The sequence below is a fragment of the Stenotrophomonas chelatiphaga genome (assembly GCF_001431535.1).
Classification (GTDB): Bacteria; Pseudomonadota; Gammaproteobacteria; order Xanthomonadales; family Xanthomonadaceae; genus Stenotrophomonas; species Stenotrophomonas chelatiphaga.
The window spans coordinates 64,113-89,029 of sequence record NZ_LDJK01000002.1; the positions used below are offsets into that span (position 1 = coordinate 64,113).

The window sequence follows — 24,917 nt, forward strand, 5'->3', positions numbered from 1 at the left end:
CGATGACGTCAGCTTCAAGTATGCGCGACCCGTGGGTATGGGCTTTGTCGGCCGCCCTGCTGGGAGCAACCGCCGCGCTTGAACTGGTTGTGCCACTTGGCTATGCGGTGTGGCTGGCGTATTTCCTGGCGATCGGCGTGACGGTATTCCAGCGCCATGCCGGGCTGCCGTTGGTGGTTGCGGTGGCGGCCTGTGTGTTCCTCGCAGTGGGCTACAACATTGCCCCGGCCAGTACCAATTCAGCTTTCTCTTTCGTCAACCGGACCATTGGCGGATTCGCCTTCCTGATGATCGCGTTGATCGTCAATCGCGCAATCCAGGCGCGCCGCGAAGCGTCCGAGGCGCTGTGGCTGCAGGAAAGCGAAAACGTGGTGGCGATGAGCCTGCGCGGCGACCTGGGGCCGGAAAAAATCGCCGAAGCGGCGATGACCACCCTGGCCGAGCAGCTGAAGGCGCAGACCGCGGTGATGTACCGCATCGAGAACCACCAGTTGCTGCTGACCGGCGGCGTGGCACTGCCGGCGTCCATTCCGCAGTCGCTGGGCCTGGAGGAAGGACAGCTGGGCCAGGTGATCCGCGAGGGCAAGGTGCGCCACCTGCAGGAAGGCGAGGGCAGCGTGCTGCAGATCAGTACCAGCCTGGGCAGCACCCAGTTGCGCGAGCGCGTGCTGGCGCCGATCTTCAGCGATGAGCAGATCGTCGGCGTGGTGGAACTGGGCCGGATCCGCCCGGGTCGTGCCCCGCAGCTGGACCGCGAGCTGCTGCAGCGCTGCGCCGACACCATCGGCATCGCGCTGCGCGCGGCGGTGCTGCGCGCGCGGCTGGCCGAGCTGCTGGAAGAATCCCAGCGCCAGGGCGAAGAACTGCAGGCCCAGCAGGAAGAGCTGCGGGTGGCCAACGAAGAACTGGAAGAACAGAGCCGCAGCCTGCTGCATTCGCAGACCAACCTGGAGCAGCAGCAGGCCGAGATGGAACAGACCAACGTGCAGCTGGAAGAGCGCACGCATGAGCTGGAAGGCCAGAAGCAGGCGCTGCTGGTGGCGCAGGCGCAGCTGGTGCGCAATTCCAATGAACTGTCGGCCGCCTCGCGCTACAAGTCCGAGTTCCTGGCCAACATGTCGCATGAGCTGCGCACCCCGCTCAACAGCTCGCTGATCCTGGCCAAGCTGCTTTCGGACAACCGCGATGGCACGCTCAGCGATGAGCAGGTCAAGTACGCGCAGGCCATCCTGTCGTCCAACAACGACCTGCTGGCCCTGATCAACGACATCCTGGACCTGGCCCGCATCGAGGCCGGTCACGTGGAGCTGGCCGACGAAATCGTCGTGGTGGAAGGTGCATTGCAGCGCCTGCGCGAGACCTTCGAGCCGCTGGCGCGCGAAAAGGGACTGGTGCTGGAGATCGTCGCCGACGCCGGCGCGCCCAGCCAGTTCACCGCCGACAGCCAACGCCTGCAGCAGATCCTGAAGAACCTGCTGGCCAACGCGGTGAAGTTCACCGAACACGGCACGGTCAGCCTGCAGGTGCAGGCGGTCGGCCGCGACCGCGTGCGTTTCGTGGTGCGCGACAGCGGTATCGGCATCGCCGCCGAGCAGCTGGACGCCATCTTCGAAGCCTTCCGCCAGGCCGATGGCAGTACCCGCCGCCGCTACGGCGGCACCGGACTGGGGCTTTCCATTTCGCGCGACCTGGCAACCCGCATGGGCGGTGACATCCGCGTGGACAGCGAGCCGGGTCGCGGCAGTACCTTCACGGTGGAATTGCCGCTGAGCGGAGCACCGGAGCAGGCCGACGCGCCCGCGACATTGGGCACGGCGCACGCGCCGCAGCCGGTGGTCGCTTCGGCACCGTCACCGGCCCGGGCAGCGTCCGGCGCCGGCCCGTCGCCGGTGCGCAGCGACGCGGTTTCGCCGTCGTTGGGCGCCTGGAAGACGGCCGTAGCCAATGGTGCCAGCGCCCAGCGCAGTGAGCGCCTGATCCTGGCCGTGGAAGATGACGCGACGTTCGCCGAAGCGCTGGTCGCGCTGGCGCGCGAACTCGATTTCGACTGCGTGGTGGCCACCACCGCCGAAGAAGCCTTGTCGCTGGCGCGCGAGCTGCGCCCCAGTGGCGTGCTGCTGGATATCGGCCTGCCCGATGTGTCCGGCCTGAGCGTGCTGGAGCGCCTGAAGCGCGATCCGCTGACCCGCCACATCCCCGTGCACGTGGTGTCGGGCATGGAGCGCAGCCAGCTGGCGATGGAACTGGGCGCCATCGGTTACGTGATCAAGCCGGCCACCCGTGAGCGGCTGGTCGAGGCGATCCAGCACCTGGAAAAGACCAGCCAGCGCGACGTGCGCCGTCTGCTGATCGTGGAAGACGACACCGAACTGCGCGGAAACCTGGAACTGCTGCTGGGCCGGGAGCAGCTGGAAATCACGGCCGTGGGCACCCTCGCCGAGGCGGTGCAGCAGCTCAGCAGCGCGACCTTCGACTGCATGGTGACCGACCTGGCGCTGCCCGATGGCAGTGGCTACGACCTGCTGGAGTTCATGGCCGGCAGCGAAGATGTCAGCTTCCCGCCGGTGATCGTGTATACCGGCCGCGCGCTGGGCCGCGAAGAAGAACAGCGCCTGCGCCGTTACTCCAAGAGCATCATCATCAAGGGCGCCCGCTCGCCGGAGCGCCTGCTCGACGAGGTCACCCTGTTCCTGCACAGCGTGGAAGCGAACCTGCCCAGTGACCAGCAGCGCCTGCTGCGCGAAGCGCGGCGCCGCGATTCGGTGCTCGATGGCCGCACGGTGCTGCTGGCCGAAGACGATGTGCGCAACATCTTCGCGCTGTCCAGCGTCCTCGAACCGCTGGGGGTGAAGCTGGAAATCGCCCGCAACGGCCGCGAAGCCGTCGATCGCCTGGCCAGCGTGGAAGTGGACCTGGTGCTGATGGACATCATGATGCCGGAGATGGATGGCTTGACCGCGATGCGGGAAATCCGCAGCCAGCGCCAGCACAAGGACCTGCCGATCATCGCGCTGACCGCCAAGGCCATGCCCGACGACCGCGAGCGTTGCCTGCAGGCCGGCGCCAACGACTACATCGCCAAGCCCATCGACGTCGACAAGCTGGTGTCGTTGTGCCGTGTGTGGTGCTCGCGGCAATGAACGATCAGGAGCTGTTCGACCTGGAACTGAAGGTGCTGGTGGAGGCGATCTACCAGCGCTACCACTACGATTTCCGCAACTATGCGGTGTCTTCGCTGCGGCGTCGGATGCACCAGGCGATGCAGCGCTACGAGTGTGCGCGCCTGTCGGACCTGCAACACCGGCTGCTGCACGAGCCCGAACTGTTCACCCAGGCCATGCAGTTCTTCACCGTGCAGGTGTCGGAGATGTTCCGTGACCCGGCCTACTTCCAGGCGCTGCGCGAGCACGCCGTGCCGGTGTTGAAGACCTATCCGTCGATCAAGCTGTGGGTGGCCGGCTGCAGCACCGGCGAGGAAGTCTGGTCGCTGGCGATCCTGCTGCAGGAAGAGGGGCTGCTGGACCGCAGCATCATCTACGCCACCGACATCAACCCGGCCGCTTTGGCGGCCGCCGAGTCGGGCACCTACGGTATCGACCGCATCGCCCAGTTCAGCCGCAATTACCTGCAGGCCGGCGGTCACGGTTCGTTGTCGGACTACTACACCACCGGCTACGACGGGGCGATGTTCGATCGTCGCCTGCGCCGCAACGTGGTGTTCGCCGACCACAGCCTGGCCACCGACACGGTGTTCTCCGAAGTGCACCTGGTGTCCTGCCGCAACGTGCTGATCTACTTCAACCGTCCGCTGCAGGACCGCGCCGTCGGCCTGTTCCGCGAAGCGCTGGTGCATCGCGGTTTCCTGGGCCTGGGCAGCAAGGAATCGCTGCAGTTCGGCGAGCACGGCAACGCCTTTGAAGCCGCTGCGCGCGAACAGCGCCTGTACCGGAAGGCGGCCTGATGGACGCCCTGGTCCCGCGCCTGTTGGTGATCGGTGCTTCGGCCGGCGGCGTTTCGGCGCTGCAGCGGGTGCTGGGTGCGTTGCCGGCGGCGCTGCCCTGCCCGGCGCTGGTGGTGCTGCACATCCCCCGTGACCGGCCCAGCCGCATCGCCGAACTGCTCGATCCGGGCTCGGCGCTGCGGGTGCGCGAGGCCGAGGACAAGCAGCCGCTGGAGGTGGGCACGGTGACCTTCGCGGCGCCGGACTACCATATGCTGGTCGAAGACGAAGCCTCCATCGCGTTGTCGCTGGATGAGGCCGTGTTGTTCTCGCGCCCGGCCATCGATCCGTTGTTCGAATCGGCCGCGGCGGTGTTTGGCCCCGATGTTCTGGCGATCCTGCTGACCGGGGCCAGCAGCGATGGCAGCGAAGGCGTGGCCGCGGTGCGCCAGGCCGGTGGCCAGGCCTGGCTGCAATGCCCCGAAGATGCCGAGGCGTCGATGATGCCTGCCTCGGCCCTGCAGCGTGCCGGCGCCGATGCGGTGCTGACGCTGGACGAGATATGCGAATGCCTGAAGGAAATGAAATGAACCTGCTTGCTCCCGCGCCAGTGGCAGACGCCTCGCCGGTCAACATACTGATCGTCGATGACGTGCCGCAGAACCTGGTCGCGATGGAAGCGCTGCTGCGCCGTGATGGCCTGCGCATCCTCTGCGCTGCCTCCGGCAACGAGGCGCTGGAACTGCTGCTTGAACACGAAGTCGCGCTGGCCCTGCTGGACGTGCAGATGCCGGAAATGGATGGTTTCGCGCTGGCCGAACTGATGCGCGGCTCGGCGCGCAGCCGCGACGTGCCGATCATCTTCCTGACCGCCTCGCCGCAGGATCCGGTGCGTGCGTTCAAGGGCTATGAAAGCGGTGCAGTGGACTTCCTGCACAAGCCGATCGAACCGCAGATCATCCTCGGCAAGATCGGTGTGTTCATCGAGCTCTACCAGCAGAAGCGCCTGTTGAAATCGCGCAACGAAGCGCTGGAGCGCGCGCTGACGCTCAACGAAACCATGATGGCGGTGCTGACCCACGACCTGCGCACGCCGCTGTCGGCGATCCTGCTGTGTGCGGACAAACTGTCGCTCGACATTCCGGCCGATGCCAGCGCGCAGCAGACCCTGCGCCACCTGGAAACCAGCACGCTGCGGATGGCGCGCATGGTTGACCAGCTGCTCGACTTCTCACGCATCCGCTCCGGCGGGCTGCGCCTGGAGCGTACCCCGTGCAACGCTGCCAGCGTGGTGGACGCGGTCGTGCAGGAAGTGGAGCAGGGCAATGCGACGGCCGCGATCGAAGTGGTCGCGCTGGGCGATGCGCGCATGCAGGGCGACCCGGACCGGCTGGCCCAGGTGGCCTCCAACCTGATCGGCAATGCGCTGCTGCATGGTGGGCAGGCGCCGATCCAGGTGCACGTGGATGGCGAAGACCCGGCCCAGGTGGTGCTGCGCGTGCGCAACCGCGGGCAGATCGGTGAAAGCCTGCTGCCGCGCCTGTTCGAACCGTTCAAGGCCAGCTTCCACGCCAGCAAGGGCCTGGGCCTGGGCCTGTTCATCGCCGACCAGTTCGTGCGTGCGCACGGCGGCCAGCTGAAGGCACGCAACGAAGCGCAGGACGTGGTGTTCGAAGCCCGGCTGCCGCGCCGGGCCTGACCGGCCGGCATTGCGCGGCTGCCGTTGCGGCGGCAGACTCCTGCCATGCACGCGCCGCGCTTCCATGTCCGCAGTTACGGCGACGCCTGGGGCGGCGATCGCCACGCCTACGCCCAGTGGGTGTTGCCGTTGCACGGTGAGCTGCAGTTCGAGCTCGACGGTCACGGTGCGCGGCTGGATGCGCTGCAGGGCGTGCTCGTGGCGCCCGGCGAGAACCATGACCAGGTCGGGCAGGGCATCAACCAGCACCTGATCATCGACTGCGACGCCGCCTGGTTCGACGACCACACTCTGGAACACCTGCGCGGGCAGCGCTGGCTGTCGTTGCCGCAGGCGCTGCGTACCTCGTTGCAGGCACTACCGGCCGGGAGCTCGGGCGAGCACCTGCTGCCGCTGCTGCTGCAGGCATTCGCGCCCGATGGCAGCGGTGCACGCCTGCAGGCCTTGTGCGCTCGCATCCAGGCAGCCCCCGGCGAAGCCTGGCCGGTGGAACGCATGGCCCGCCTGGCAGGCCTGAGCAGCAGCCACCTGCATGCCCGCTTCCTGCGCGAGCTGGGGCTGCCGCCGCAGGCCTGGCTGAGTGCGCTGCGGCTGCGCTGGGCGCGCCACCTGCTGCGCAGCACCCAGGTGCCGATCAGCACTGTCGCCCAGCTCGCCGGTTACTCCGAACAGAGCGCGTTGAGCCGTGCGTTGCGGCGCGAGACCGGACTCACCCCGTCGATGTGGCGGCGCCAGTCACCGTAGCCCGGGTCAAGACGCGCGCCACCGCGGCGCACTAGACTTCGCGCCTGTCTGCAGCATGGGTGTGCGATGAATCGTTCGATGGGCGTGGGGATCGGCAACGGCGTGATGGCCGGTGCGCTGTGGGGCGTGGTGTTCCTGGCCCCTGCGGTATTGCTGGCATTCGATGCCCTGCAGTTGTCGGCCGGCCGCTACCTGATCTACGGGCTGGTGGCGCTGTTGTTGCTGGCGCCGCGCTGGAAGCGGCTGGCGCCGCGGATCGGCATGGCCGAATGGCGCGGACTGGTGTGGCTGAGCCTGGCCGGCAACCTGGTGTATTTCCTGCTGCTGGCCACGGCGGTGCAGTGGGCGGGCGGCGCGGCTGCTTCGCTGATCGTCGGGCTGATTCCGGTGGTGGTGACCCTGGTCGCGGTGCGCGAAGAAGGCGCGGTGCAGCTGCGCCAACTGGCGCCGGCGCTGCTGCTGTGCCTGCTGGGCGTGGCGCTGGTGGGGTACGAAGCCCTGGTGTCCGAACATGTGCAGACGCCGTGGCGGCAGCGCGTGCTGGGCCTTGTATGTGCCTTCGGCGCGCTGCTTTCATGGGCGGCGTATTCGGTGGGCAACAGCCGCTGGCTGGCCCGTCGTCCAGACCTGTCCGCACACGACTGGTCGCTGCTCACCGGCGTGGTCACCGGTGCCCTGGCGCTGCTGCTGGTGCCGTCGGCGTTCGTGTTCGATGGCAGCGTGCATGCGCCGGCCCAGTGGGGACTGTTCTGGATGGTCAGCGCCGGCGTTGCGGTGATCGCCTCGCTGCTTGGCAATGCCTGCTGGAACCGCGCCAGCCGGCTGCTGCCGCTGACCCTGACCGGACAGATGATCGTGTTCGAGACCCTGTTCGCGCTGTTGTATGGGTTCGCCTGGCAGCGCCGTTGGCCCACCCTGCTGGAAACCATTGCGATCGGCTGCCTGGTTGCCGGCGTGCTGTGGTGCGCGCACGCACACCGTACGCCGCCGGCGATCGCCGAACATGCCGGCTGAACGCAGGCGTGGCCTGCATCGTCTCTGATGCAACCATTTTCGCCGGCGTTGGCCGCCGATGAAGGCACGTGTTTTCTGCACTGCAACACTTGACAGCGGCTTGCCCGGCGGTGTTTTCTAGCGGCATGGTCCTTGCCGCCGCCACCTTCGCCTCGCTTCCTGCCGCTTCTGCGGCAGGCCTGCGCGCGGGCTCCATGGCCGGCACCACCACCATTACCACCATTACCACCACCACCCGCAGGGTGCGGTCCGTCGTCTTCGCGTAACTCACGAAAACCACGGCCCCGCACCGAACCAGGTGGCGGGGAAACCTTCCACTGGCGCGATGCGGGGCCTCCCACCGAGGTCACCATGTCCATTGCCGCTGCTGCACCCTCCGCCGATTCCGCTCCGCCACGTTCTGCCGTGCAACCGCACGTGGTGGTGCACAAGTTCGGCGGCACCTCCGTCGCCGATGCCGACTGCTACCGCCATGTCGCGCGGCTGCTGCAGGCGCGTCCGGAAGCGCTGCAGGTCACCGTGGTGTCTGCCATGAAGGGCGTGACCGATGCGCTGATCGCGCTGGCGCGGTTGGCCGCGGCCGGCGATGCGCAGTGGCGCGAAGACTGGCATGACCTGCGCGCGCGCCATCGCGGCGCGGCTGCTTCGCTGCTCGGTGAACACGCCGGCGCCAGCGTGGAATGGCTCGATGCGCGGTTCGATGAGCTCGCCGAACTGCTGGCCGCACTGGCGGTGATCGGTGGCCTGCCCGAGGAGGTGCTCGACCGGGTGCAGGGCCTAGGTGAAGTGTGTTCGGCACACCTGCTGGGCCAGCATTTCCAGGCCAGCGGCGAGCCATGCGCGGTGCTGGATGCGCGCGAGGTGCTGGTGGTCGAACACGGCGAGCTGGGCGTCAACGTGGACTGGGAAACCAGCGCACAGCGCCTGCACGCGTGGCGGCAGGCGAACGTGCAGCAGCGCATCGTGGTCACCGGCTTCATCGCCCGCGACCGCCGGGACCGCATCACCACCCTTGGCCGCAACGGCAGTGATTACTCCGGGGCGATCTTCGCTGCGCTGTTCAACGCCGATGAGCTGCAGATATGGACCGACGTCGATGGCGTTCTGTCGGCTGATCCGCGGCTGGTGCCCGAAGCGGTGCAGCTTGAAGCGTTGAGCTACGACGAGGCCTGCGAACTGGCCTACTTCGGGGCCAAGGTGGTGCATCCGCAGACCATGTCCCCGGCGATCCAGCGCGGCCTGCCGATCCTGATCCGCAATACGTTCCAGCCCGAACACCCCGGCACCCGCATCACCGCCGAGCGCTCGGTGCGCGGGCCGATCAAGGGACTGACCCTGAGTGCGGAACTGGCCGTGCTGAACCTGGAAGGCACCGGCCTGATCGGCGTGCCGGGCACGGCGGAGCGGGTGTTTTCCGCGCTGCGCCAGGCGCAGGTGTCGGTGGTGATGATCTCGCAGGGGTCTTCCGAACACTCGATCTGCTGCGTGGTCCGCGGCAATGAATCCGAACGCGGCCGCGACGCGTTGCTGCAGGCGTTCGCCCATGAGCTGGCGGTCGGCCAGGTCCAGCGGGTGCAGCTGCGTGGCGGGGTCAGCGTGCTGGCGGCGGTGGGGGATGGCATGGCCGGCCAGCCCGGCGTGGCCGCGCGCCTGTTCGAATCGCTGGGCAGGGCGCAGGTCAACATCCTGGCCATCGCGCAGGGTTCGTCGGAACGCAACATCTCGGTGGCCGTGGACAGTGGCGATGCCACCCGCGCGCTGCGCGCGGCGCATGCCGGTTTCTGGCTGTCACCGCAGACCTTCGCGGTCGGGGTGATCGGGCCAGGCAACGTCGGCGCGGCACTGCTGGACCAGCTGCAGGCCGCGCAGCCGCAGCTGCTGGGCAAGGCCAACATCGACCTGCGCCTGCGCGCGGTGGCGTCACGGCGCGGCATGCACCTGGCCCCGCGCGCGCTGCAGGGGCCCTGGCGGGCCGCCTTGGCCGACGCAGCGTCGGCCAGCGACCTGGACGCGTTCACCGCGCACCTGCTGTCGGCGCACCTGCCGCATGCGGTGGTCATCGACTGCAGCGGCAGCGCCGAGGTAGCCGGGCGTTACGAAGGCTGGCTGGCAGCCGGCATCCACGTGGTCACCCCGAACAAACAGGCCGGCTCCGGTCCGCTGGCACGCTACCAGTCGATCCGCGCTGCGGCTGCCGCCAGCGGGGCGCGCTTCCGTTACGAGGCCACCGTGGGCGCGGGCCTGCCGGTGATCACCACGCTGCGCGACCTGGTCGATACCGGCGATGAGGTGCTGTCCATCGAAGGCATCTTCTCCGGCACGCTGGCCTGGCTGTTCAACCGCTTCGATGGCAGCCAGCCGTTCTCCGCGCTGGTGGAGCAGGCGCGTGGCATGGGCTATACCGAACCGGACCCGCGCGATGACCTGTCCGGCATCGACGTGGCACGCAAGCTGGTGATCCTGGCGCGCGAAGCCGGCCGCGACCTGAGCCTGGAACAGGTGCAGGTCGAAAGCCTGGTGCCCGAGGCGCTGCGTGCGGGCAGCGTGGATGCTTTCATGCAGCGCCTGGGCGACAACGATGACGCGCTGCTGCAGCGCCTGCAGCAGGCCCGCGCACGCGGCGCCGTGCTGCGCTATGTCGCTGCGCTGTCCGCGCAGGGCGCATCGGTCGGGCTGGTGGAGATACCGCTGGACCATGCCTTCGCCAACCTCAAACTGACCGACAACGTGGTGCAGTTCCGCACCCGGCGCTACTGCGACAACCCGCTGGTGGTGCAGGGCCCCGGCGCCGGTCCGGAAGTCACCGCGGCCGGCGTGTTCGCCGATCTGCTGCGGGTGGCGGCCGGTGAAGGAGCGCGCCTGTGATCGCACGTGCCTTCGCACCGGCATCGGTAGGCAACGTGGGGGTGGGCTTCGACATCCTCGGCCATGCCATCGCCGGTGTCGGTGACACGGTGACCGTGCGCCGCATCGCCGAGCGCGAGGTGCGCATCGAGGCCATCCGCGGGGCGGACGTGCCGCTGCCACGGGAGGCTGCGTTGAACACCGCCGGTGCCTCCCTGCTGGCGCTGCGGCAGGCGTTGGACCTGCCGTTCGGCTTCGCGGTGGAGATCGACAAGGGCATCCCGCTGGGATCGGGCATGGGCGGATCGGCGGCCTCGTGCGTGGCCGCGCTGGTGGCTGCCAATGCGCTGCTGGACAGCGCGCTGGACCGCCACGCGCTGTATCGCTTCGCGCTGGAAGGCGAACTGGTGGCCAGCGGTGGTCGCCATGGCGACAACCTCGGCCCGATGCTGCTGGGTGGGCTGGTGCTGAGCACCGCCGACCGGCTGGTGCCGATCCCGGTGCCGGCGCGCTGGCACAGCCTGCTGGTGCATCCGGATGCGGTGCTGGAAACGCGCCGCGCCCGCGCCGCGCTGCAGGGCAGCTACGCGCTGGGCGATTTCGTGGCGCAGAGCGCCAACCTGGCGCTGGTACTGGCCGGCTGCCACCAGGGCGATGCGACGCTGGTGCGTGCCGGCCTGCGTGACGTGCTGGTCGAACCGCGCCGCGCGCCGTTGATCATCGGCTTCGACGCCGCGCGCGCTGCCGCGCTGGCGGCCGGGGCGATGGGGGCCAGCATCTCCGGCGCCGGCCCCAGTGTGTTCGCCTGGTTCGAAGACCAGGCCAGTGCCCAGGCCGCTGCTGCGCCGGTGCAGGCGGCGTTCGCTGCCTCCGGCTTCGACAGCCAGGCCTGGGTGTCTTCGCTGGCGGCGCCGGCGGCGGTGCTGTTGTGACTCTCTCCCCCCTACAGGAACGTGCGATGCGCTTTGTCTCTACCCGCGGCCAGTCTCCTGCCGTTTCGCTCAGTGCGGCGATCGCCGCCGGGCTGGCGCCCGATGGCGGCCTGTACGTGCCGGAACAACTGCCCGCGCCGCGCCAATGGGTCGCAACGCCAAGCCTGGCGCAGACCGCCGCGCAGGTGCTGGCACCGTTCTTCGACGGCGACCCGCTGGCGGATGCGCTGCCGGCGATCTGCGCCGAAGCCTTCGATTTCCCGGTGCCACTGCGTGCCTTGCCGCGCCGCGGCGACCACGTGCTGGAACTTTTCCACGGGCCCACGGCCGCGTTCAAGGATGTCGGCGCGCGCTTCCTCGCCGCCACCCTGGCGCGGCTGCGCAGCGGCGCGTCGACGCCGCTGGCGATCGTGGTGGCCACCTCCGGCGATACCGGTGCCGCCGTCGCGGCGGCCTTCCATCGCCAGCCGGGCCTGCGCGTGGTGGTGCTGTATCCCGATGGCCGGGTGTCGCCGCGGCAGGCGCACCAGCTGGGCTGCTTCGGCGACAACATCCAGGCATTCCGCGTCGCCGGTTCGTTCGATGACTGCCAGGCACTGGTCAAGCAGGCGCTCGGCGATGCCGCGCTGCAGGCCGCGGTGCCGCTCAGTTCGGCCAACAGCATCAGCCTGGGCCGGCTGCTGCCGCAGATGAGTTACTACGCCCATGCCGCGCTCCAGCACGAGCAGGGGGGCAGGGCGGCGTTGAACCTGGTGGTCCCCACCGGCAACCTCGGCAATGCGATGGCCGCGATCCTGGCCCGGGCCATAGGCCTGCCGATCGGGCGCATCGCCCTGGCCACCAATGCCAACGATGTGCTGCCGCGCTACTTCGCCGGTGCTGACTACCAGCCCGCACACAGCGTGGCCACCACCGCCAACGCCATGGACGTCGGCGCGCCGAGCAACTTCGAGCGGCTGCGCTGGCTGTTCAATGGCGATGATGCGGCGTTGCGCCAGGCCTTCACCGCAGAGGCGGTGGATGACGTGGCGATCCGCGCGACCATCGCCAGTGCGCATGCCGGCAGCGGCGACGTGTTCTGCCCGCACACCGCCACCGCGGTCACCGTGCTCAACGCGCTGCGCGCCAAGGGAAGCAAGGGTGACTGGGCGGTGGTGGCCACCGCCCACCCGGCCAAGTTCGAATCGGTGGTGGAACCGCTGATCGGTGAAACGGTGGCGGTGCCGCTGGCGCTGGATGCACTGCTGCGCAGGCCCGCACACGCCGAGCCGCTGGCGGCCGACTATGCGGCGCTCCGTGCGGTGCTGCAGGCCGGCTTGCCGAGCCCGGAACGCCGGTAGCGCCGACCCATGGTCGGCGAGCGCGCAGCGCGGGCTGTGTCCGGCTGACGCCAGCCGTCGCGCCGCGCGCAGCGCCTTACCCGGTGGCCAACGTCTGCAGCGCCGGCTCGTCCAGCAGCTCCACCACGTTCAGGTGGGGCAGGGCGATCAACGCCTGCTGGCGCAGGCGGGTGAAGGTACGGCTGACCGTTTCCATGGTCAGTCCGAGATGGTCGGCGATGTCGCCGCGGCCCATCGGCAGGGTGACCCGCAGCGGATCACCGCCCAGCCGCGCTTCGCGCGCGGCCAGCCGCAGCAGGAAATCGGCGACCTTCTCGGTGGGTTGCAGGCGGGCCAGTGACAGCGCGGCATCCTGCGCCTCGTCCAGCGCCTGGCAGGCGCGCTGCAGCAGTTTGCGTTCCAGGTGCGGGTAGCGGCTGCGCAGGTCGCGCATATGCGCCAGCGAGACCCGGCAGACGCGGCTGTCGGCGATGGCTTCCACATCGTGGCGATGATGGTCGCTGCTGCTCAGCCCCAGGTAATCGCCCGGCAGCACGAAGCCGTTGATCTGGCGGCGGCCATCGGACAGCGTGCGCACCAGCCGCAGGGCGCCCTGGGTCAAGGTATAGACATGCTGGCGCGGTTCACCGGCGCGGGCCAGCGTGGCGCCCATCGCCACCTGCTGGGACACGGTGACCGCTTCCAGCGCCTGTACTTCTTCGGGCGACAACGCGGAACACACCGCCAGGTGGCGCACCGAACAGTGCAGGCAGTCCTGCGTCGTACAGCCGGGGGCGGTACGCAGCGTGTCGGCGGGGGCGGGATCAGGACGCGACATGGCGTGGGGGCGACGCGTGCAGCAGGGGGAAGTGCCCATGATACGGCATGTGGTCGCTTGGCCCTGGCGCAGGCGCGCCGGCCGGTGCAGCCGCTACAATAACCGTCCTTGCCCTTCCCCCCGTTTTTCGCAGGAGCCCCACGTGATCAAGCCCCGTACCCCGCCCGGCATCATGGAACTGCTGCCGCGCGAGCAGATTGCGTTCCAGCGCATGCTGGACGTCATCCGCCGCAACTACGAGCGGTTCGGGTTCCTGCCGGTGGAAACCCCGGTGTTCGAGCTGTCCGACGTGCTGCTGACCAAATCCGGCGGCGAAACCGAGCGCCAGGTGTATTTCGTGCAGTCCACCGGCGCGCTGGCCAATGCCGCCCAGGCCGGTGATACCTCGCTGCCGGAACTGGCGCTGCGCTTCGACCTGACCGTGCCGCTGGCGCGCTACGTGGCCGAACACGAGCACGAGCTGACCTTCCCGTTCCGCCGCTACCAGATGCAGCGCGTCTACCGTGGCGAGCGCGCCCAGCGCGGCCGCTTCCGCGAGTTCTACCAGTGCGATATCGATGTGATCGGCAAGGATGCGCTGAGCATCCGCTACGACGCCGAAGTGCTGGCGGTGATCCATGCGGTGTTCTCGGAACTGCGCATCGGTGCCTTCGCCGTGCAGCTGAACAACCGCAAGCTGCTGCGCGGGTTCTTTGAAACGCTCGGCGTGGCCGAAGGCGAGCGCCAGCTGGCCGTGCTGCGTGAGGTGGACAAGCTGGACAAGCGCGGTGCGGACTATGTCCGCGACACCCTGGTCGGCGCCGATTTCAACATCCCGGCCGCGCAGGTCGAGCGCATCCTGGCCTTCGTCGCCGTGCGTTCGCAGGGCCATGACGATGCGCTGGCGCAGCTTGCCCTGCTGGAAGCCGATGCGGCCGCCAGCGAGACCCTGCGCACCGGCGTGGCCGAGCTGCGCGAGGTGCTGCAGCTGGTCAAGGCGCTGGGCGTGCCGGAGCAGGCGTACTGCCTGAACTTCTCCATCGCCCGTGGCCTGGATTACTACACCGGCACGGTCTACGAGACCCTGCTGACCGACCACCCGCAGATCGGTTCGATCTGCTCGGGCGGCCGCTACGAAGACCTCGCCAGCCACTACAGCAAGTCCAAGCTGCCCGGCGTGGGCATCTCCATCGGGCTGACGCGGCTGTTCTGGCAGCTGCGCGAAGCCGGCCTGATCGAGGGCATCGAGGCCAGCAGCGTGCATGCGCTGGTGGCACTGATGGATGAGCAGGGCATGCCGCATTCGCTGGATATCGCCCGCCGCCTGCGCGTGGGCGGGATCAACACCGAAGTGCAGATGGAAGCGAAGAAGATCGGCAAGCAGTTCCAGTACGCCGCCAAGGCCGGCATCCGGTTCGTGGTGCTGGCGGGCGAGGATGAACTGGCGCGCGGCGTGGTGGCGGTCAAGGACCTGCTGCGCGAACAGCAGTTCGAAGTCTCCCGCGAGGAGCTGGCCAGCACCCTGCAGGTGGAACTGGAGCAGGCCCGCGCGATGGCGTGAAACGCCACGCAAGCCGCCGGTAGCGCCGACCCATGGTCGGCGGCTTTTCATCGCGTGCCCTGACGCATCACGCCGATCACGGATCGGCGCTACCGATCTTCGCCGACCCAGGGTCGGCGGCTTTTCATCGCGTGCCCTGACGCATGACGCCGATCATGGATCGGCGTACCGCTGTCACGCCACAGGACGCGCCCGGCCCAAGCCCGGTAGACCGCTTCCACCGGACGCTTGCCGCCCCAGTGCCCGCAAGCAGAAGATTGACCTGAACCCCAACCGTAGATCCAGCCACACCGGCACCCGCCGGTTTGACTGTCAGGCCGTGTTTGCGTTAATGTACTAGCGCGCTATTACATTGATACCTGCTCTGACACGATGAAAGCCCGTCCCGCCCCCGATCAGAAAGACACCCAGGCCGACCTTGTCTCGCTGGCTGAGGCCTTTGCCGCCCTGCGCGAGCCGGCCGAAGTGGCCGCCTTCCTGCGCGACCTGTGCACCCCGGCCGAACTGGAAGCCATTGCCGATCGCTGGAAGGTGGTCCCGCTGCTGCAGCAGGGCGTGCCGTATCGCGAGATCCACGAGCGCACGGGGGTCAGCGTGACCACCACCGGGCGCGTGGCGCGTTCGCTGGAGCATGGCCATCGCGGCTACGCCGCCGCCATTGCCCGCCTCGCCACGCGCTGATCCCCCTTTCCGGAGCGCCCCCGCCGCTCCCACCCCGTATTCCAAGAGACCTTCCCCATGAGTGCATCGCAAGCAGCCCCGGCACGTGACCGGCTGCGTATCGCCATCCAGAAAAACGGCCGCCTGGCCGAGCCGGCCCGCAACCTGCTCAGTGCCTGCGGGCTGAGCTGGCGCGAGAGCCGCGACAAGCTGTTCTGCTATGGCGAATCGCTGCCAGTGGACCTGCTGCTGGTGCGTGACGATGACATCCCCGGCTTGATCGCCGATGGCGTCTGCGACCTCGGCATCGTTGGCCGCAACGAACTGGACGAGCAGGGCGCCGCCCGCGTGCAGCGCGGCCTGAAGCCGGCCTTCCAGGCACTGCGTGGGCTCGGCTTCGGCGCGTGCCGGCTGATGCTGGCGGTGCCCGAAGAGTGGGACTGGCAGGGGCCGCAGCAGCTGGCCGGCACCCGCATCGCCACCAGCTATCCGGCGATCCTGAAAGACTGGCTGGACGCACGCGACATCCAGGCGCAGGTGGTGGAACTGTCCGGTTCGGTGGAAATCGCCCCGCGCCTGGGCACCGCCGACCTCATCTGCGACCTGGTCTCCAGCGGCGGCACGCTGCGCGCCAACCAGCTCAAGCCGGTGGAAACCCTGCTCGACAGCGAGGCCGTGCTGGCCGGTGCGGTGATCGCCCCGGACGATGCGCGCGGTGCGCTGCTGGCGATGCTGCTGCGCCGCCTGGATGGCGTGGTGCAGGTGCAGGACCGCAAGCTGCTGATGTTCCGCGCCGAGCCGGCCAACGTGGCCGCGCTGGAGAAGCTGCTGGCCGACGCCGAACCGCTGGTGCGTTTGCCTGCTGACGACGGCGCCCCGCGCCTGCAGACGATGTGTCCGGGGCCACTGAGCTGGCAGCGGATGGAAGAACTGGAGCGCGCAGGCGCCCAGGGCCTGATGGTACTGAGCGTGGAGCGGTCGCTGGCATGAATCGTCTTAACTGGTCGGAACTCAATGAACTGGACCGCGCCGAAGCCTTGCAGCGCCCCGTGCAGGCGGTCGCCGCACAGACCCGCCACGCCGTGGCCGCGCTGATCGCGCAGGTACGTGCCGACGGCGATGCAGCCCTGCGCGAGATCACCGCGCGTTTTGATCGCGTGCAACTGGACGACATCGAAGTCACCGCTGCCGAATTCGAGGCGGCCGAACAGGCCGTCGCCGTTGACCTGCGCGCGGCGATGGAAGAAGCCGCCGCGCGCATCCGGCGATTCCACGAAGCGGGCATGAGCCAGGGCTACGCAGTGGAAACCGCGCCGGGCGTGCACTGCGAGCGGATGATCCGGCCGATCGGCCGCGTGGGCCTGTACGTGCCGGCGGGCAGCGCACCGCTGCCGTCGACCGCTCTGATGCTGGGTGTGCCGGCGGCGCTGGCGGGCTGCCCGCAGGTGGTGCTGTGCACGCCGCCGCGCGCCGATGGCAGCGCCGACCCCGCCGTGCTGGTCGCCGCGCGCCTGACCGGCGTGCAGCGCGTGTTCAAGCTGGGCGGCGCGCAGGCCATTGCCGCGATGGCCCATGGCACCGCCAGCGTACCGGCCTGCGACAAGCTGTTCGGCCCGGGCAACTCCTTCGTGACCGAAGCCAAGCAGCAAGTGGCGCAGGACGGAAGCGTGGCCATCGACATGCCGGCCGGCCCGTCCGAGGTGCTGGTGATTGCCGACGCCGGCGCAAATGCGGCCTTCGTCGCCGCCGATCTGCTGTCCCAGGCCGAGCACGGCCCGGATTCGCAGGTGCTGCTGCTGACCGACGATGCCGCGCTGCTGGAGGCGGTGGAAGCCGAAGTCGAGCGCCAGGTGGCGCTGCTGCCGCGCGAAACCATCGCACGCCGGGCACTGGGCGCGTCCCGGCTGATCCTCGTGGATCGCCTTCAGGACGCCTTTGAAATCAGCAACCGCTACGCACCGGAACACCTGATCCTGGCGCTGCGCGAACCGCGTGCCTGGCTGGGCCAGGTGCAGGCGGCCGGTTCGGTGTTCCTTGGCGATTACACCCCCGAAGCGCTCGGTGACTACTGCAGCGGCACCAACCACGTACTGCCCACCGCCGGTGCGGCGCGGGCGTGGAGCGGGGTCAGCGTGGCCAGCTTCCAGAACACCATCAGCGTGCAGAGCGCCAGCGCCGAGGGCATCGTCGCCATCGGCGGTTGCGCGCGCATCCTGGCCAGCGCCGAAGGTTTGGATGCGCACGAACGTGCGGTCGCGCTGCGCATGGAGGCGGTGGCATGAGCGCGAGCGTGCAGGACGTGCTGGCGCTGCTGCGACCGGACCTGCAGTCCTTTGCCGGCTACAGTTCGGCGCGCAGCACGGCGCTGCAGGGCGATGTGTGGCTGAACGCCAACGAGTCGGCATGGGCCAATCCGGCCGATGCCAGCGGCAGCAGCCGGCGCTACCCGGACCCGCAGCCGCCGGCGTTGCTGCAGGCCTTGGCCGGGTTGTACGGCGTCAGCCCGCAACAGCTGCTGGTCGGGCGCGGCAGCGATGAAGCAATCGACCTGCTGGTGCGCGCGTTCTGCCGCCCCGGCGTGGATGCGGTACTGGCGACGCCGCCGGTGTTCGGCATGTACGCGGTGTGCGCGCGGCTGCAGGGTGCGCCGCTGCTGGAGGTCCCGCTGGTGGACAGCCCTGCCGGTCTGCAGGTCGACCTCGATGCGGTGATCGCTACCGCACGCGGGCAGGGCGCTCGCCTGGTGTTCCTGTGTTCGCCGTCCAACCCGGCCGGCAGCGAGATCAGCGCCGCCGACATCGCCCGCACCGCGCAGGCGCTGCAGGGCCAGGCCGTGGTGGTGGTGGACGAGGCCTACATCGAATACAGCGGCCAGCCATCGGCCACCGCGCTGCTGGCGCACTACCCGAACCTTGCCGTGCTGCGTACGTTGTCCAAGGCGCATGCGCTGGCCGCCGCGCGCGTGGGCAGCCTGATCGCTGCACCGGAAATCATCGCCGCGCTGCGCCGCTGCCAGGCGCCGTATCCGGTGCCGCAGCCGTGTGCCGAACTGGCCGTGGCGGCGCTGCAGCCGGCCGCGCTGGCCGCCACCCGCGCCCGCATCGATGACGTGGTGCGCGAGCGCGCGCGACTGTCCGACGCGCTGGCAGGCGTGGACGGCGTGCGCCAGGTGTACCCCTCGGCGGGCAATTATCTGCTCGTGCGTTTCGACGACGCGCAGGGCGCGTTCGATGCGCTGCTGGCCGCCGGCGTGGTGGTGCGTGACCAGCGCGCCGCGCCGCAACTCGGTGATGCGCTGCGCATCAGCATCGGCAGCACCGATGAAAACCAACGCGTGCTTGCCGCGCTCTCGGCCTGGAGGGCCGCTGCATGACCCCCATCCTGTTCATCGACCGCGACGGCACCCTGATCGAAGAGCCCGCCGATCACCAGATCGACGCCTACGAAAAGCTGCGCTTCGTGCGTGATGTCATTCCGGCATTGATCAAGCTGCGCGACGCGGGTTGGCAGTTCGTCATCGTCAGCAACCAGGATGGCCTGGGTAGCGAGAGCTACCCGCAGGCGATCTTCGATGCGCCGCATGCGCTGATGATGCACGTGTTCGAAAGCCAGGGGATTACCTTCCGTGACGTGCTGATCGACACCAGCTGGCCGCACGAGAACCTGCCCACGCGCAAGCCCGGCATCGGGCTGATGACCGCCTATCTGCAGGACCGCAGCATCGACTGGGCGCGTTCGGCGATGGTGGGCGACCGCCTGACCGACATCCAGTTCGCGCAGAACCTCAACATCCGCGGCTTCCAGCTGCGCACCGAAGAGTTCGGCGGCGACTGGGACTGGCCGGCCATCGCCCACGCGCTGGCCGATGCGCCGCGCACCGCAGTGGTACAGCGCAACACCAAGGAAACCCGCATCCGCGTCGAACTGGACCTGGACGCGCAGGCCGAGCCACGGATCCACACCGGCCTGCCGTTCTTCGACCACATGCTGGAACAGATCGGCAAGCACGGCGGCATCTCGGTGCGCATCCAGGCCGAAGGCGACCTGCACATCGACGAGCACCACACCATCGAAGACACCGGGCTGGCGCTGGGCCAGGCGCTGCGTGAAGCGCTGGGTGACAAGCGCGGCATCGGCCGCTACGGCTTCACCCTGCCGATGGACGAGACCCTGGCCAGCGCGGCGCTGGATTTCAGCGGACGGCCGTACTTCGTGTTCGATGGCGAGTTCAAGCGCGAGCGCGTCGGCGACCTGCCCACCGAACTGGTGCCGCATTTCTTCCGCTCGCTGTGCGAAGCCGCCGGGTTGAACCTCAACCTGCAGGTGCGCGGCGACAACGACCACCACAAGGTGGAAGCCTGCTTCAAGGCGCTGGCGCGCGCGCTGCGCACCGCCGTGGCCCGGCAGGGCACCGAGCTGCCCAGCACCAAGGGGGCGCTGTGACCGAAGTCGCCTTGATCGATGCCGGCGGTGCCAACCTCGGTTCGGTGCGCTACGCCTTGGAGCGGCTGGGCGCGCAGGTCAGGCTGGTGCGCGATGCCGACGGACTGCGCGACGCGCGGCGGGTGATCCTGCCCGGCGTCGGCGCGGCGGTACCGGCCATGCAGCGCCTGCATGCGCAGGGCCTGTTCGAGCCGCTGCGCCAGCTGGAGGTGCCGCTGCTCGGCATCTGCCTGGGGATGCAGTTGCTGTTTGAACGTTCCGAAGAAGGCGGTGGCGTGGCGACGCTGGGACTGATTCCCGGCACGGTGCGCAAGCTGGTACCGGCCACCGGCATCCGCGTGCCGCACATGGGCTGGAACCGTCTGCTGCCGCTCCGCGGCTCGCCGCTGCTGCGCGACATCCCCGAACGCGCCAGCGCTTATTTCGTGCACAGCTATGCTGCTCCGTTGAACGCGCACACCGTGGCCGCCTGCGACCATGGCGGGCTGTTCAGCGCGGTGGTCGAACATGGCCGCTATTTTGGTGCGCAGTACCACCCCGAACGCTCCGGTGACACCGGCGCCTTGCTGTTGCGCAACTTCCTGCAGGACACCGCCGAATGAGTTTCATCGTCTATCCCGCCCTTGATATCCGCGAAGGCCGCGTGGTGCGCCTGCGCCAGGGCGACTACGCCCAGGAAACCCGCTACGGCGATGATCCGCTGCCGCGCGCGCAGGCGTTTGCCCGCCAGGGCGCACAGTGGATGCACCTGGTCGACCTGGATGCCGCCCGTGCCGGCGGTTACACGCTGGCGCCGCTGCTGGCGCAGATCCGCCAGCAGGCGGGACTGCACGTGCAGACCGGTGGTGGCGTGCGCGGTCGCGAGGATGTCCAACGCATCCTGCAGGCCGGTGCCAGCCGGGTGGTGGTCGGGTCGCTGGCCGTGCGCGAACCGGATGCGGTGATCGGCTGGCTGGCCGAATTCGGGCCGGAGCGCATCACCATCGCACTGGACGCCCGCCAGGACCAGGACGGCCAGTGGCAGCTGCCGATCCACGGCTGGACCGAAAATGCCGGCGTCACGCTGGACGTCCTGGCCCAGCGCTACGCTGCGGCCGGCATGCGCCACCTGTTGTGCACCGACATCGCCCGCGACGGCATGCTGGCCGGCCCCAACCTGGATCTGTACCGGCACCTGGCCGCACTGCTGCCGGGCGTGGCGATCCAGGCCTCCGGCGGCATCCGCGACGTGGCCGACGTGGCCGCTTCGCGCGCTGCCGGCTGCAGCGGCGCGGTGCTTGGCAAGGCGCTGCTGGAGCAGCGGATGGACCTGGCCGAGGCACTGGCATGTTGAGCCGCCGCATCATTCCCTGCCTGGACGTGCGCGATGGCCGCGTGGTCAAGGGCGTGCGCTTCCGCGACCACGTGGACATGGGCGATATCGCCGAACTGGCGCTGCGCTACCGCGACCAGGGGGCCGATGAGCTGGTGTTCTATGACATCGGCGCCAGCCCGGATGGCCGCAGCGTGGACGTGGAATGGATCGAGCGCATCGCGCGCTTGATCGACATCCCGTTCTGCGTGGCCGGTGGCATCAGTGACGTGGAAACCGCACGCCGCGTGCTGCACGCCGGTGCCGACAAGATCTCGATCAACTCGCCCGCGCTGGGTCGCCCGGAACTGATCACCGAACTGGCCGATGCCTTCGGCGTGCAGTGCGTGGTGGTGGGTATCGATTCGGTACGCGAAGCCGACGGGCAGTGGCGTGTGCGCCGCTTCACCGGTGATCCCTCCAAGACCCAGGCCGTGGCCGTGCGCACGCTGGACTGGGTGCGCGAGGTGCAGCAGCGCGGCGCCGGCGAGATCGTGCTGAACTGCATGGACAGCGACGGCGTGCGCCGCGGTTACGACGTGGAGCAGCTGCGGCATGCGCGCGCGGCCTGCCACGTGCCGTTGATTGCCTCCGGCGGCGCCGGCAGCCGCGAACACTTCGCCCAGGTGTTCGACCAGGCCGATGTCGATGGCGCACTGGCGGCCAGCGTGTTCCACAGCGGGGCCATCGCCATTCCAGAATTGAAGCGCTATCTGCGCGAGCAACAGATCGAGGTGCGGGATGTCTATTGAAGTACTGCCGGGACTGCCGGCGCTGGAACGCCTGGACTGGAGCAAGGGCGATGGCCTGCTGCCGGCCGTGCTGCAGGATGCCGACAGCCTGCAGGTGCTGATGCTGGGCTATGTGAGTGCGGAGTCGCTGCAGGTCACGCTGCAGACCGGCCACATGACCTTCTTCAGCCGTAGCAAGCAGCGCCTGTGGACCAAGGGCGAGCAGTCCGGCAACGTGCTGGCGGTGCAGTCGATCGCGGTGGACTGCGATGCCGATACGCTGCTGGTGCGGGCACGCCCGGCCGGCCCCACCTGCCACACCGGGGCGGACAGCTGCTTCCCGCAGGCGCCGAAGGATTTCATCGGCCAGCTCGACCAGCTGGTGGCCACGCGCGAGGCGCAGCGGCCGGCCGGCAGCTACACCACTTCGCTGTTCGACGGTGGCATCCGTCGTATCGCCCAGAAGGTCGGCGAGGAAGGCGTGGAGACCGCGCTGGCAGCGGTGGTGCAGGGCGATGACGAGCTGCTCGGCGAAGCCTCGGACCTGGTCTTCCACCTGCTGGTGCTGCTGCGCGCGCGCGGCCTGGGCCTGCAGGACGTGCGCACGCTGCTGGAATCGCGCCACCGCTGAGTCATACGGCGCGGCGGGTCACTTCGCAGGCAGGTAGCGCGGGCGCTGTTCGTACCACTCGCGCGCACCGGCCAGGTGCCACTTGCGCTGCTCGCCATTGAGCTCCACGCCCGCACCCAGCACGCCCCAGCGCAGGTACATGTCGCCGCGCCGGCCGGCCTTGCCCAGGTCAAGCCGGCCGCGCAGCGACAGTCGTTCGTTCTCTGCCTGCAGGTCATCCACCACCAGCTGGCCATGCCGCAGCCGCAGTTGTCCGCTGGCCTGCACCTGCCCGGAGTCGACCAGCCCCAGCACCCAGCGCGGGTAGCTGCTGCGCTCACCGAAGGCATCCAGCAACGGGCCTGCGTCACGCAGGGTGATGTCGGCCACCGCATCGGCGCTCAGCGGCGGCGCGGCGGCCAGGTGCCCGCTGCGAACCGCGACCTCGCCCCACCAGCCGGCGTCCTTTGAATCAGCAATGCGCACTTCCTGCAGGCGCACCGTAGTGCCGCCCAGGTCGAATTGCTTCTGGCTGAAATCGGCGCGCCGTACGCGGGCCTTCAGCAGTGCGTTGCCGCGCATCGCCACGCCCGCCACCTGCATGCGCGCATTCTGGCCGCTCAGGTCGGCCCGGCCGGTGCCGATCCGGCCGGTGGCATCCAGTTCCACGTCCCCGCTGATCAGCCCGGTGCCGCCCAGCAGCTTCACCTGTTCGTTGCCCAGGTAGCGGTTGTAGCGGGTCAGGTCAGGCACCTGCGCGTTGTTGAAACGCAGCCGCGCCCGCACGCCTTCCTTCAGTTCCTGCAGGCGGGCGTCGCCGCTGAGTTCCAGCGCCAGCGCACGCCCGTCGAACAGCACCTGCGAAGGCGCATCGGACGGTGCGGCGCGGAACTGGTCCACGTCTACCTGCACCTGCACCTGCGGCGTGCGGCCTTCGACGATCCGACCCTGCGCACGGGCATCGCCCTGCATCCGTACCCCGGCTACTTCGGCGATGGCAGCCACGTTGGGAATCTCCGCGGTGCTGCCCGGTGCCAGCCGGCCATCGGCCAGCGTCACGTCGGCCCGCAGCAGCCCGCCGCCATCCAGCCGGAACCACGGTTTGCGCACGATCAGGTCGGATATCCAGTTCAGCGAATCAAACGTCCACGCCGCCTTCAACTGCCCGGACGTGCGCGGCAGCAGCTCGGACATCGCGTGGAACGGGATCTCGCGCCCGGCGATGTGCAGGTCGGCATCCAGTTCACTGCCGCTGGCTTCGTCGCGCGGCAGCCGCGCCTGCAGTCGGATGTCATCGGCCACGTCCAGCTGCAGCGCCAGCAGGCCGCGATCCTTGGCGTGCTCACCGGCATGCACCGGCAGGCGCCACACCACGTGCCCGCCAGGCCGCAGCGTGCCATGGTCCATCGCCAGCTGGCCCTGCAGGCGGGCGGTGGAGGGCACCGTGCCGACCGTGGCATGGGCCCCGGCGGTGTCGATGCGCACGGCCTGGCTGCGGCCGTCGATGGCCAGCTCGGCGGTCAGGATGCCAAGCTTGCGCAGGCCCGGCGCATCGTCGCGGTAGTGGCGCGGGAAGCTGGCCCGCGCCTGGATATGGGCCTGGTCCAGCAGGGTCGTACCATCCCAGCTGATCCGCGCATCGTCGAAGGTGGCGTTGGAATCGAACAGTTCGGACGGGCCGCCCTTCATCTGCTTCAGGAAGCCCACCGTGGCGCTGGCCTTGCCGGAGATCAGCAGCTTGCCGAACTGCCCGCTGCGGATGCTGTCGCTGTGGATCGCATCCATGCGCACCGTCCAGCCACGGTCGCCGCGTGGCGGCGGCGGGATCACCTTGTCCACGCGGGTGATCACCGCGCGTACGCCGGCTGCATCCACGCGCGGGATGTGGATCTCGCGGCGCAGCAGTGCCGGCAACGAAATGAACGCACTGGCCCGTTCGGCACTGAAGATATACACGGTGCGGTTGGCCTGCCCGCGCACATGCACGTTCCACAGCACCGCATGGCCCGGCACCAGGGTCAGCGCCGGCCCATTGCGCAGCTGGAATTTCTCCGGCTTGCGGTTGGTCACCATGTCGAACAACGGCGTGTTGAGGAACACGTTGCCGGCGACCAGGTACAGCAGGTACAGCGCCAGCACTACCGCCAGCAGGATGCGCACCGGGCGCGGCCAGCGCTGCAAACGCTGCAGGCGCTTGGGAATCAGGGACATGGCGGGGCGCAGTTGGAAAGAATGCCGCCACTATCGGCAGT

General features: G+C 69.0%; 22 protein-coding genes. 20 read left to right on the top strand and 2 right to left on the bottom strand.

From position 1 onward, the window contains the following. Positions 1-2 precede the first annotated feature (2 nt). From ABB28_RS00465 to thrC, 10 genes are all read left to right on the top strand, one after another. Positions 3-3,140 carry a response regulator gene (locus tag ABB28_RS00465; RefSeq protein ID WP_057506735.1) on the top strand — a complete coding sequence of 1,046 codons (3,138 nt, stop codon included), beginning with the start codon at positions 3-5 and terminating at the stop codon, positions 3,138-3,140. Next, positions 3,137-3,961, top strand: coding sequence for a CheR family methyltransferase (locus tag ABB28_RS00470; RefSeq protein WP_057506736.1), 825 nt, complete (start codon positions 3,137-3,139; stop codon positions 3,959-3,961). The genes ABB28_RS00465 and ABB28_RS00470 overlap by 4 nt, the downstream gene beginning before the upstream one ends. Next, positions 3,961-4,530 (top strand): chemotaxis protein CheB, encoded by a 570-nt coding sequence (locus tag ABB28_RS00475; protein ID WP_057506737.1) that lies wholly within the window; start codon positions 3,961-3,963, stop codon positions 4,528-4,530. The genes ABB28_RS00470 and ABB28_RS00475 overlap by 1 nt, the downstream gene beginning before the upstream one ends. Then, positions 4,527-5,639 (top strand): hybrid sensor histidine kinase/response regulator, encoded by a 1,113-nt coding sequence (locus tag ABB28_RS00480; RefSeq protein ID WP_057506738.1) that lies wholly within the window; start codon positions 4,527-4,529, stop codon positions 5,637-5,639. Before ABB28_RS00475 ends, ABB28_RS00480 begins: the two co-directional genes overlap by 4 nt. A gap of 45 nt (positions 5,640-5,684) precedes the next feature. Beyond that, positions 5,685-6,383 (top strand): AraC family transcriptional regulator, encoded by a 699-nt coding sequence (locus ABB28_RS00485; RefSeq protein WP_057506739.1) that lies wholly within the window; start codon positions 5,685-5,687, stop codon positions 6,381-6,383. Between the two features lie 66 nt (positions 6,384-6,449). Next, entirely contained in the window at positions 6,450-7,397 is a 948-nt protein-coding gene (locus ABB28_RS00490) for a DMT family transporter (protein ID WP_057506740.1), read from the top strand. Positions 7,398-7,465: 68 nt separating this feature from the next. After that, positions 7,466-7,663 (top strand): hypothetical protein, encoded by a 198-nt coding sequence (locus ABB28_RS18150; RefSeq protein ID WP_152983334.1) that lies wholly within the window; start codon positions 7,466-7,468, stop codon positions 7,661-7,663. A gap of 85 nt (positions 7,664-7,748) precedes the next feature. Continuing rightward, complete coding sequence (gene thrA, locus ABB28_RS00495; protein ID WP_083491847.1) at positions 7,749-10,262, top strand: bifunctional aspartate kinase/homoserine dehydrogenase I; 2,514 nt, start codon at positions 7,749-7,751, stop codon at positions 10,260-10,262. Continuing rightward, complete coding sequence (locus ABB28_RS00500; protein ID WP_057506742.1) at positions 10,259-11,173, top strand: homoserine kinase; 915 nt, start codon at positions 10,259-10,261, stop codon at positions 11,171-11,173. Before thrA ends, ABB28_RS00500 begins: the two co-directional genes overlap by 4 nt. A 26-nt stretch (positions 11,174-11,199) precedes the next feature. Beyond that, positions 11,200-12,513: a threonine synthase gene (gene thrC / locus ABB28_RS00505; protein WP_057506743.1), complete on the top strand. Its 1,314-nt coding sequence runs from the start codon at positions 11,200-11,202 to the stop codon at positions 12,511-12,513. 76 nt (positions 12,514-12,589) lie between these two features. Here the strand turns inward: thrC and ABB28_RS00510 are convergent, their stop codons facing one another. After that, positions 12,590-13,330, bottom strand: a complete 741-nt coding sequence (locus ABB28_RS00510) for a Crp/Fnr family transcriptional regulator (protein WP_057506744.1) — start codon at positions 13,328-13,330, stop codon at positions 12,590-12,592. Positions 13,331-13,472: 142 nt separating this feature from the next. Between ABB28_RS00510 and hisS the strand changes: the two genes are divergently transcribed. From hisS to hisIE, 10 genes are all read left to right on the top strand, one after another. Continuing rightward, on the top strand, positions 13,473-14,870 hold the full coding sequence (hisS, locus tag ABB28_RS00515; RefSeq protein WP_057506745.1) for a histidine--tRNA ligase: 1,398 nt from the start codon (positions 13,473-13,475) through the stop codon (positions 14,868-14,870). Positions 14,871-15,242: 372 nt separating this feature from the next. Next, positions 15,243-15,551 carry a YerC/YecD family TrpR-related protein gene (locus ABB28_RS00520; RefSeq protein WP_057506746.1) on the top strand — a complete coding sequence of 103 codons (309 nt, stop codon included), beginning with the start codon at positions 15,243-15,245 and terminating at the stop codon, positions 15,549-15,551. Positions 15,552-15,608: 57 nt separating this feature from the next. Further along, on the top strand, positions 15,609-16,520 hold the full coding sequence (gene hisG / locus ABB28_RS00525) for an ATP phosphoribosyltransferase (protein ID WP_057506747.1): 912 nt from the start codon (positions 15,609-15,611) through the stop codon (positions 16,518-16,520). After that, positions 16,517-17,812: a histidinol dehydrogenase gene (gene hisD, locus ABB28_RS00530; RefSeq protein ID WP_057506748.1), complete on the top strand. Its 1,296-nt coding sequence runs from the start codon at positions 16,517-16,519 to the stop codon at positions 17,810-17,812. The genes hisG and hisD overlap by 4 nt, the downstream gene beginning before the upstream one ends. Then, positions 17,809-18,903, top strand: a complete 1,095-nt coding sequence (gene hisC, locus ABB28_RS00535; protein WP_057506749.1) for a histidinol-phosphate transaminase — start codon at positions 17,809-17,811, stop codon at positions 18,901-18,903. Before hisD ends, hisC begins: the two co-directional genes overlap by 4 nt. After that, positions 18,900-19,973, top strand: coding sequence for a bifunctional histidinol-phosphatase/imidazoleglycerol-phosphate dehydratase HisB (gene hisB / locus ABB28_RS00540; protein WP_057506750.1), 1,074 nt, complete (start codon positions 18,900-18,902; stop codon positions 19,971-19,973). Before hisC ends, hisB begins: the two co-directional genes overlap by 4 nt. Beyond that, positions 19,970-20,575, top strand: a complete 606-nt coding sequence (hisH, locus tag ABB28_RS00545; RefSeq protein ID WP_057506751.1) for an imidazole glycerol phosphate synthase subunit HisH — start codon at positions 19,970-19,972, stop codon at positions 20,573-20,575. Before hisB ends, hisH begins: the two co-directional genes overlap by 4 nt. Then, complete coding sequence (hisA, locus tag ABB28_RS00550) at positions 20,572-21,306, top strand: 1-(5-phosphoribosyl)-5-[(5-phosphoribosylamino)methylideneamino]imidazole-4-carboxamide isomerase (protein ID WP_057506752.1); 735 nt, start codon at positions 20,572-20,574, stop codon at positions 21,304-21,306. Before hisH ends, hisA begins: the two co-directional genes overlap by 4 nt. Continuing rightward, entirely contained in the window at positions 21,300-22,076 is a 777-nt protein-coding gene (gene hisF / locus ABB28_RS00555) for an imidazole glycerol phosphate synthase subunit HisF (protein ID WP_057506753.1), read from the top strand. The genes hisA and hisF overlap by 7 nt, the downstream gene beginning before the upstream one ends. Continuing rightward, positions 22,066-22,686, top strand: a complete 621-nt coding sequence (gene hisIE, locus ABB28_RS00560; RefSeq protein WP_057506754.1) for a bifunctional phosphoribosyl-AMP cyclohydrolase/phosphoribosyl-ATP diphosphatase HisIE — start codon at positions 22,066-22,068, stop codon at positions 22,684-22,686. Before hisF ends, hisIE begins: the two co-directional genes overlap by 11 nt. A gap of 18 nt (positions 22,687-22,704) precedes the next feature. Here hisIE and ABB28_RS00565 read toward each other — a convergent pair whose 3' ends face one another. Next, positions 22,705-24,867: a translocation/assembly module TamB domain-containing protein gene (locus ABB28_RS00565; protein WP_425479496.1), complete on the bottom strand. Its 2,163-nt coding sequence runs from the start codon at positions 24,865-24,867 to the stop codon at positions 22,705-22,707. Positions 24,868-24,917 lie beyond the last annotated feature (50 nt).

What these genes read in the sequence shown, in the direction of transcription:
- ABB28_RS00465 (WP_057506735.1), top strand. Translation starts at nt 3, where the DNA reads ATGACGTCAGCTTCAAGTATGCGCGACCCGTGGGTATGGGCTTTGTCG.
- ABB28_RS00470 (WP_057506736.1), top strand. Translation starts at nt 3,137, where the DNA reads ATGAACGATCAGGAGCTGTTCGACCTGGAACTGAAGGTGCTGGTGGAG.
- ABB28_RS00475 (WP_057506737.1), top strand. Translation starts at nt 3,961, where the DNA reads ATGGACGCCCTGGTCCCGCGCCTGTTGGTGATCGGTGCTTCGGCCGGC.
- ABB28_RS00480 (WP_057506738.1), top strand. Translation starts at nt 4,527, where the DNA reads ATGAACCTGCTTGCTCCCGCGCCAGTGGCAGACGCCTCGCCGGTCAAC.
- ABB28_RS00485 (WP_057506739.1), top strand. Translation starts at nt 5,685, where the DNA reads ATGCACGCGCCGCGCTTCCATGTCCGCAGTTACGGCGACGCCTGGGGC.
- ABB28_RS00490 (WP_057506740.1), top strand. Translation starts at nt 6,450, where the DNA reads ATGAATCGTTCGATGGGCGTGGGGATCGGCAACGGCGTGATGGCCGGT.
- thrA (WP_083491847.1), top strand. Translation starts at nt 7,749, where the DNA reads ATGTCCATTGCCGCTGCTGCACCCTCCGCCGATTCCGCTCCGCCACGT.
- thrC (WP_057506743.1), top strand. Translation starts at nt 11,200, where the DNA reads ATGCGCTTTGTCTCTACCCGCGGCCAGTCTCCTGCCGTTTCGCTCAGT.
- ABB28_RS00510 (WP_057506744.1), bottom strand. Translation starts at nt 13,330, where the DNA reads ATGTCGCGTCCTGATCCCGCCCCCGCCGACACGCTGCGTACCGCCCCC.
- ABB28_RS00520 (WP_057506746.1), top strand. Translation starts at nt 15,243, where the DNA reads ATGAAAGCCCGTCCCGCCCCCGATCAGAAAGACACCCAGGCCGACCTT.
- hisG (WP_057506747.1), top strand. Translation starts at nt 15,609, where the DNA reads ATGAGTGCATCGCAAGCAGCCCCGGCACGTGACCGGCTGCGTATCGCC.
- hisD (WP_057506748.1), top strand. Translation starts at nt 16,517, where the DNA reads ATGAATCGTCTTAACTGGTCGGAACTCAATGAACTGGACCGCGCCGAA.
- hisC (WP_057506749.1), top strand. Translation starts at nt 17,809, where the DNA reads ATGAGCGCGAGCGTGCAGGACGTGCTGGCGCTGCTGCGACCGGACCTG.
- hisB (WP_057506750.1), top strand. Translation starts at nt 18,900, where the DNA reads ATGACCCCCATCCTGTTCATCGACCGCGACGGCACCCTGATCGAAGAG.
- hisA (WP_057506752.1), top strand. Translation starts at nt 20,572, where the DNA reads ATGAGTTTCATCGTCTATCCCGCCCTTGATATCCGCGAAGGCCGCGTG.
- hisF (WP_057506753.1), top strand. Translation starts at nt 21,300, where the DNA reads ATGTTGAGCCGCCGCATCATTCCCTGCCTGGACGTGCGCGATGGCCGC.
- hisIE (WP_057506754.1), top strand. Translation starts at nt 22,066, where the DNA reads ATGTCTATTGAAGTACTGCCGGGACTGCCGGCGCTGGAACGCCTGGAC.